Origin of the sequence: Burkholderia sp. TSV86 (assembly GCF_001522865.1) — a bacterium.
In the GTDB taxonomy this organism is placed as follows: Bacteria; Pseudomonadota; Gammaproteobacteria; order Burkholderiales; family Burkholderiaceae; genus Burkholderia.
On sequence record NZ_LOWB01000017.1, the window covers coordinates 24,116 to 31,362 of the forward strand.

The window sequence follows — 7,247 nt, forward strand, 5'->3', positions numbered from 1 at the left end:
TGCCGCCAGCCGGCTCCGCGACGCGGCGGCCCCGCGTGCCAACGCACCGCCGCCGCGCGCGGTACCCGTAAGGAGACGGGCTCAAGCGCCCGAACCGACCATGAAAAAGCTTCTCGCAGCAGTCGGTGTGTCGCTGATCCTCGCATCGGCCGCCGCTCACGCAGCGGTACCGTCGCTATCGCAAATCCAGCAATCGATTGCGCAAGGCAACTGGCAGCAAGCCGACGCGCAGCTCTCGCAAGTGATCGACGCGTATCCGAATAACGCGCGCGCGCGTTATTTGTACGCCCAGGTGCTGGACCGCGAAGGGCGTGCGGCCGAAGCGCTCGCGCAGATCGAGCGTGCGAAATCGCTCGATCCGCAGTTGCGCTTCACCGATGCGTCGCGCTTCGCGCAAACCGAGGCGCGCGTGCGCGCCGACGCCCGGCGCGCCGCCACGCTCGGCGAACGGGCGGCGACATCGGGCGGCGTGCTCGGCGGCGCGACGCAAGCCGCGCAACCGGGCGCGCCGCAGTTGTCTCCCGCCGCGCCGGCACGTCACGAGCCGTCGGCCGGAATGTGGGTCGGCATCGCGCTCGTGATCGGCGCGATCGCGTTCGTCCTGCGCTGGACACTGCGCCGCGCGCGCTCGACCGACGACAAGCGCTCGGACGACGAGCGCCGCGCACAATTGAAGCGCGCGACCGAGCTTCTCAACGACGTGCGCCCGCTCAAACTCGACGCGCGACTATCGACGGCCCCCACCGCGGCGGCGCTCAACGGCGAGATCGACGCGCTCGAAAACCAACTGCGCGAACTCGTCGAAGCGTTGTCGAACGGCAAGAATCCGGTGCCGCCCTACCGGCTCGACGAACTCGAACGGCAATTCGCGAGCCTGAAAGCACGCGTCGAGGGCCGGCCCGACCCGAGCGCGGCAGCCGCGTCCGTGGGCGGCTCGGGATCGGTTTTCGCGCAGGAGGCCGACCGGATAACGGGCACGCAGGGCCAGCCGCCCTACTCACCGTATCCGCCGCAGCAGCAGCCGCCCGTCGTGATCCAGCCAGGCGGCGGCTTCGGCGGCGGCATGGGGGGGCTGCTGACCGGCGTGCTGCTTGGCGAGGCGATGTCGGGCGGGCGCGAGCGCGTGACCGAGCGCGACGTGACCGTCGACGAAGAAGCCCGCCGCCGTGCCGCCCCGCCCGATTCCGGCTTCGATCTGGGCCAGGGCGCAAGCTGGGACGGCGGCGGCAGTGACGGCGGCGGCGTCGATTTCGGCGGCGGCGGCGGCGGCGGCGACTGGAACAATAACGGCTGAATACCGTTTGACCGATACAATGGGCCGGAAACGGCCCATTTTTTTGGGCCACAAGTTTGTCAATCTTTTTAAGATGAACTATCGATAAGGGATCGGGTTCGTTATGATGACGCCCACTTTCGCGGTAACGAACTGCCGCTTTTATTTCATTTCGACAGGAGCAAGCCGCCAATGAGCATCATTCAGGAATTCAAGGAATTCGCCGTCAAGGGCAACGTGATGGATCTCGCCGTCGGCGTGATCATTGGCGGAGCGTTTTCGAAAATCGTCGACTCGGTGGTGAAGGATCTCATCATGCCGATCATCGGCGCAGTGACGGGCGGCCTGGATTTCTCGAACAAATTCATCCTGCTCGGCCAGATTCCGGCGTCGTTCAAGGGCAATCCCGAATCGTTCAAGGATCTGCAGGCGGCGGGCGTGGCCACGTTCGGCTACGGCTCGTTCATTACAGCGGTGATCAATTTCATCATTCTTGCATTCATCATTTTCCTGATGGTCAAGTTCATCAACAAGCTGCGCAAGCCGGAACAAGCCGCGCTGGCCGAGACGCCCGAGGATGTGCTGCTGCTGCGCGAAATCCGCGACGCGCTCAAGCAGCGCTGAAGCCGCACGGGCTCTCGTCTGCTGCCCCAAGCCCGCCTCGCGCGGGCTTTTTTGCGCGCGGCGTTTTTATGAGATGTGCGCCGCCATCATTTCCATCCGCACCATTTTTTACGAAGTCCGGACACACGCGCGGCGCCATAGGGCTATCATGGAGATTCGATGACAGTGCAGGTGCAAAGCGCTGGTTTGGACGATCATAGGCTGCCACCCGGTTCGATCGATACGCGAGAACGGCGTCGGCGAACTTCGTGAAGCCGGCATTTTCGTATGCTATAAAAGATCGACATGCGGCGCGCATAGCCGGGAGTGGGTCGCATGAGGATGCTGCATTTCTTGCAAATGTTCTTGAAGCGAGTGTTTATGTCCTTCCCGAAGAAACGCCGACGCGCGCAACCGGACGGCCAGGAATCGTTCCTCGCGGTGCTGCGCCATGCCAAGCCGTTCGCCCAGCTCGACACCAAGATCGCCCGGGCTCGCGCTCAAGACGAACCGGTGCTCTACGCGCACGTGCTGCCCGGCCTTGATGTCCTGCTTTGCAGCGTGCGCGGCGCACAGCCGCCGTACCCGGCGATCGCCGAATTGCGCAAGCGCTGCATCGAATCGATTGCCAATGCGCTCGAACAGCCGATCGAAGGGCTCGAAAGCGGCGGCTATTGGTACGAAGCGAATGGCTTCGGCTTCCTGGTGTTCGCGAGCCGCGCCCGCGCGCGCATCCTCCCCGAATTCGGTGCGGGCGTGAAAGCGGGGTTGCGCAACGGCATCGGGCAACCGAATGCCGGCGACACCACGCCACGCTCGCTGTAAGCGCCGCCATTGGGGGCCGCCTGTTTCAGACGGCGCGCCGTTTTATCGAGCCGGCCGCATGAACCGCTCTGCCCCCGGCTTTTTCCTGCCGTGTGCGCCCGCGCTCATGCAAGCCGTTGCGCCTGCGGACGCACGATATCGATGAACGCCGCGAAATCGGCGTTCGCCAGCCCCATCGCCGCGCCAAGCCGCAGCACTTGCTGCACGATCGACGCAACCGGCATCACCGCGCCGGTATCGCGCGCCGCGTCAGCGATCGCATCGACATCCTTCTGAAATGTTTTCAGCGCGCCCAACGGCGCGCGGCTGCGATCCGGCTGCGCCATGCGCGGCACGAAGGTTTGCAGCAGCACCGAATCCGCCCAGCCGCCCGCGAGCGCTTCGGCAAGCCGCGCCGCATCGATGCCGCTCGCTTGCGCGAGACCCACTGCCTCGGCAATCGCCGTCACCGTGGCCGTCACGATCGCCTGATTGCACAGTTTCGCTGTCTGCCCGGCGCCCGTGTCGCCCATGTGCGTGACGCGCGACGCATACGCGTCAATCAGCTCGCGCGCCGCATCGACATCCGCCAGCGCGCCGCCCGCCATCACCGCAAGCGTGCCCGACTGCGCGCCCGGCACGCCGCCCGACACCGGCGCATCGACCCACGCCACGCCAAGCGCCGCCGCGCGCGCCGCATACGCGCGCGTCATCGCGGGCGCAATGCTCGAATGATCGACGATGCGCCGCACCCGGCGCCCGGCCGCCACCGCCGGTGCCGGCGGCAATCCATTCGCTTGCCCGCCCGACAGCACCCCCGACGCGCCGAATACGACATCGCCCACCGCCTGCGCATCGAGCACGCACAGCATGACCGTTTCGGCGCGCGCGGCAAGCTCGTCCGGCGTATCGACGACATGCGCGCCGTGCTCCGCGAGCACATCGGCCTTCTCGCGCGTGCGGTTCCACACGTGCACGCGATGTCCCGCCGCCAACAAATGCCGAATCATCGGCGCGCCCATCAATCCCGGCCCACAAAATCCGACGTCCACGTCTTTCCCCCTTGCCACTCGTCCGAATCCCGATTGAAGTTGCCGCCCATCATACCTATCACTCAAGAAGGCGCGGGCAAACCGCCACGCCGGCCGAATGACGAAACGACATCACTTTTCCTGGAGTCCATCATGAACGACCACGTCTACAAACTGATCGAACTCACCGGCTCGTCGCGCGAATCAAGCGACGACGCAATTCGCAACGCGATCTCGAAAGCCGCTAAAACCGTGCGCAATCTGCACTGGTTCGAGGTGACCGATATGCGTGGGCATATCGAAGGCGACCAGGTCGCCCATTGGCAAGTCACGCTCAAAGTCGGGCTGCGTATCGACGATTGATCGACGCGCGCCGCGTCGCTGCGCTCTTGACGCTCGATTATGTCCATATTAAAAACCATATGATCCCCACTGCACTCGATCAGCCCGGACATATAAAACGGAGAAAGCATGAGCCAGCAACGCGAGGCGATCGACACGTATCTATTGCGCGTCCTGCATACCTTGCTGATGGAGCGCAGCGTGACGCGTGCGGCCGTCAAGCTGAATCAGTCGCAGCCGGCGATCAGCGCCGCGCTGCGCCGCCTGCGCGACATCACCGGCGATCCGCTGCTCGTGCGGGGCAAATCCGGCATGGTGCCAACCGAATACGGCCTGCGCCTGCTCGAGCCCGTGCAAAACGCGCTGCGCGAGATCGAGCGGATCAAGTTCCAACAGCACAACTTCGACCCTGCCACGTCGATCCGCTGCTACCGGATCGGCTGCCCCGATTATCTGAACGTGCTGTTCGTGCCGACCGTGATCGAGCGCTTTCGGCTGGCCGCGCCGAACGCCACGCTCGAATTCCATTCGCTCGGGCCGGCGTTCGACTACGAGCTGGCGCTCGAGGATGGCAAGCTCGACGTCGTCATCGGCAACTGGCCGGAGCCGCCCGAACAATTGCATCTGTCGAATCTGTTCGTCGACGAAATCGTCTGCCTGATGAGCAGCACTCACCCGTTCGCGAAACGCGGCGGCCTGACGCTCGATCAATATCTGAACGCGCCGCATCTCGCGCCGACGCCCTATTCGGTCGGCCAGCGTGGCGCAATCGACGTGCATCTCGCGCGCGAGCGGCTCAAGCGCCATGTCGTCGTCACACTGCCGTACTTCAATCTCGCGCCTTACGTGCTCGTCAAGTCGGATCTGATCTTCACGACGACGCGGCTTTTCGCCGACCACTACGCAAAATTCCTGCCCCTGTCAGTCGTGCCCGCGCCGCTTGATTTTCCGCCGATGCAGTATTACCAGCTATGGCACGAACGTGGGCACTATTCCGACGAAGTGCGCTGGCTGCGCGGGCTTGTCGCCGAGGCGACCCGCGCGTTGATCGATACGTGATACGCGCATGCGCGGCACTTAAGCGCCGCGGACGAATATGGCGGCCGCATCTGCGGCACTGCCGGCGTTTTTGCGCGCCCGTGTTTTTCGCTATCCTGACTTGAAGCGGCCCGTGAAAATCGAAGCGCGCGCGTTCGGCACTTCACGGGTTCGCCGGCCGAACGCTTTTCGAAAGCCTTACGTCGAACAAGCGTGCCAGAATCCATCGGCTTTGGAACAAGCCGCCACCGCCCGCCGCGCGTCGATCCGAGCCGCTGCTTCGTGCTTCCCGGCAACAGCCGGCCGCTCGCGGACACGCGAGCGGGTGTGCGTTTTCCGCATTGCCGTCGAGTTCACGGCGCAAGCTCGTAAAGCGTCTGCGCGAGCGCATTGTGGCGCGCGACGATCGGCGCAAGCTCGACCGTGGTCAACCGCCCTTCGCGCACGATCACCCGCCCGTTGACGACGTTGTAAGCCACTTGCGGCGGCGCGCAGAACACCAGCGCGGCCACCGGATCGGCAAGCGAGCCCGCGAACTGCGGCGTGCGCAGATCGAAAGCGATGAAATCCGCGGCCATCCCCGGCGCGAGTGCGCCGATGTCGTCGCGGTTCAGCACCCGCGCGCCGCCGAGCGTCGCGATTTCGATCGCATCGCGCGCCGTCAACGCATCGGGGCCGAAACCGACGCGCTGCAACAGCAGCGCCTGCCTCGCCTCGGCGATCATCTGTGCGCCGTCGTTCGACGCGCTGCCGTCGACACCGAGCCCGACCGGCACACCCGCGTCGCGCATCCGGCGCACGGGCGCGATGCCCGACGCGAGCCGCATGTTCGAGCATGGACAGTGCGCGACGCCGTGCGCATCGAGCTTGACGCAATGCGCATGCCAGACGTCGCGGCCGACCCAGCCGACGTCTTCCGCATACTGGGCAGGCGTCATCCCGAATTTCTGCAGGCTGTATGCGACGTCGTTGTCGTTCTCCGCGAGGTGGGTATGCAGCGAGACGCCGTAATGGCGCGCGAGGGCCGCGGCGTCGCGCATCAACTCGCGGCTCACGGAGAACGGCGAGCATGGCGCAACGCCGATGCGCAACATCGCGTATCGGCGGCTGTCGTGATAAGTCTCGATGAGCCGCTGCGCATCGCGCAGGATATCGGCCTCGCGCTCGACGAGCGAATCGGGCGGCAGCCCCCCGTCTTTCTGACCGACGCTCATTGCACCGCGGGTCGCGTGAAAGCGCATGCCGATGCGCTGCGCGGCCTCGATACTGTCGTCGAGTCGGCAGCCGTTTGGATAGATGTACAAATGATCGCTCGACGTCGTGCAGCCGGACAGCAGCAGCTCGGCCATCGCAGTCAACGTCGACACCTCGATCATTTCCGGGGTCAGGTTCTCCCAGATCCGATACAGGCTCGTGAGCCAGCCGAACAGCTCGGCATTCTGCGCGGCCGGAATCGCCCGCGTCAGACTCTGGTACATGTGGTGGTGCGTATTGATGAACCCGGGCAATACGAGATGGCCGCGCAAGTCGAGCACCTCGTCGGCGTGTTGAGGCAGCGTCTGGCTCGGCCCGACCGCGACGATACGGTTGTCCTCTGCGTAAAGCCCCGCGTCGCGCCATTCGCGGCGCGCGCCGTCCATCGTCACGAGCATATCGGCGTGCTTGACGAGCAGCGTTTTCGCACGATGCTGCGTCCGGCCAGGCGCACTGGCGGATACGCTTTCCTGTGGTTCCATCATCGTTCGGCCTCCGTATGGTCGCGTTGCTGCAGGGTTTCGTAACTGCCAAGACAGGTTGCCGTGCACCGCATGCAGCATCGATCGCGGCCGCTGGCACGTCGGCCGCATTCGAGGCGACGCGCCCGCGGCCCGGTTATACCGGCATGCACACGTCATCCCGACGGACACTCGGCGGGCTGTCCTCCACGCCCGCAGGGCCTATCCGTGATTTCGTGGGCAGGGCATATCATGAGGTGTAAAAGTCATGGATATGCCAATGAAGAAGAAAAGGCAAACTGTAGCGCGTCAGGCAGCGGCCCGCGGGCCGCTGCCTGAACTGCCCAAGGAACTGCTGGACCAACTGGTCAAGGGGCCGATGACGCCGACCGAGGTCCAGGATTTGATGCTGGCGTTCAACAAAGCAGTCATCAAACGCGC

General features: G+C 64.9%; 7 protein-coding genes and 1 pseudogene. 6 read left to right on the forward strand and 2 right to left on the reverse strand.

Annotated elements, in window-relative coordinates; genetic code table 11:
* Nucleotides 1-100 precede the first annotated feature (100 nt).
* The 3 genes from WS68_RS01950 (at nt 101) to WS68_RS01960 (ending at nt 2,701) form a co-directional block, all read left to right on the forward strand.
* Complete coding sequence (locus WS68_RS01950; RefSeq protein ID WP_059569210.1) at nt 101-1,294, forward strand: tetratricopeptide repeat protein; 1,194 nt, start codon at nt 101-103, stop codon at nt 1,292-1,294.
* Nucleotides 1,295-1,465: 171 nt separating this feature from the next.
* Nucleotides 1,466-1,897 (forward strand): large conductance mechanosensitive channel protein MscL, encoded by a 432-nt coding sequence (gene mscL / locus WS68_RS01955; RefSeq protein ID WP_059569211.1) that lies wholly within the window; start codon nt 1,466-1,468, stop codon nt 1,895-1,897.
* 360 nt (nt 1,898-2,257) lie between these two features.
* Nucleotides 2,258-2,701 (forward strand): hypothetical protein, encoded by a 444-nt coding sequence (locus tag WS68_RS01960; protein WP_197419510.1) that lies wholly within the window; start codon nt 2,258-2,260, stop codon nt 2,699-2,701.
* 104 nt (nt 2,702-2,805) lie between these two features.
* On the opposite strand, the gene WS68_RS01965 is transcribed toward WS68_RS01960, so the two are convergent.
* Nucleotides 2,806-3,702, reverse strand: a complete 897-nt coding sequence (locus WS68_RS01965) for an NAD(P)-dependent oxidoreductase (protein WP_059569213.1) — start codon at nt 3,700-3,702, stop codon at nt 2,806-2,808.
* Nucleotides 3,703-3,864: 162 nt separating this feature from the next.
* On the opposite strand from WS68_RS01965, the gene WS68_RS01970 reads away from it, so the two are divergent.
* Both WS68_RS01970 and WS68_RS01975 read left to right on the forward strand, forming a co-directional pair.
* Entirely contained in the window at nt 3,865-4,074 is a 210-nt protein-coding gene (locus tag WS68_RS01970; RefSeq protein WP_059513575.1) for a dodecin, read from the forward strand.
* 108 nt (nt 4,075-4,182) lie between these two features.
* Nucleotides 4,183-5,112, forward strand: coding sequence for a LysR substrate-binding domain-containing protein (locus WS68_RS01975; protein WP_059569214.1), 930 nt, complete (start codon nt 4,183-4,185; stop codon nt 5,110-5,112).
* Between the two features lie 332 nt (nt 5,113-5,444).
* Here WS68_RS01975 and WS68_RS01980 read toward each other — a convergent pair whose 3' ends face one another.
* The gene (locus tag WS68_RS01980; protein WP_059569215.1) at nt 5,445-6,827 is read right to left on the reverse strand and encodes an 8-oxoguanine deaminase; all 1,383 of its coding nucleotides are present in this window, start codon (nt 6,825-6,827) and stop codon (nt 5,445-5,447) included.
* Between the two features lie 259 nt (nt 6,828-7,086).
* On the opposite strand from WS68_RS01980, the pseudogene WS68_RS27165 reads away from it, so the two are divergent.
* Nucleotides 7,087-7,247 (forward strand): annotated as a pseudogene (locus WS68_RS27165) (IS256 family transposase); the annotation flags it as partial.

Bases quoted from the DNA above. Each gene is read 5' to 3' on its own strand.
- WS68_RS01950 (WP_059569210.1), top strand. From the start codon at position 101: ATGAAAAAGCTTCTCGCAGCAGTCGGTGTGTCGCTGATCCTCGCATCG.
- mscL (WP_059569211.1), top strand. From the start codon at position 1,466: ATGAGCATCATTCAGGAATTCAAGGAATTCGCCGTCAAGGGCAACGTG.
- WS68_RS01960 (WP_197419510.1), top strand. From the start codon at position 2,258: ATGTCCTTCCCGAAGAAACGCCGACGCGCGCAACCGGACGGCCAGGAA.
- WS68_RS01965 (WP_059569213.1), bottom strand. From the start codon at position 3,702: ATGGGCGCGCCGATGATTCGGCATTTGTTGGCGGCGGGACATCGCGTG.
- WS68_RS01970 (WP_059513575.1), top strand. From the start codon at position 3,865: ATGAACGACCACGTCTACAAACTGATCGAACTCACCGGCTCGTCGCGC.
- WS68_RS01975 (WP_059569214.1), top strand. From the start codon at position 4,183: ATGAGCCAGCAACGCGAGGCGATCGACACGTATCTATTGCGCGTCCTG.
- WS68_RS01980 (WP_059569215.1), bottom strand. From the start codon at position 6,827: ATGGAACCACAGGAAAGCGTATCCGCCAGTGCGCCTGGCCGGACGCAG.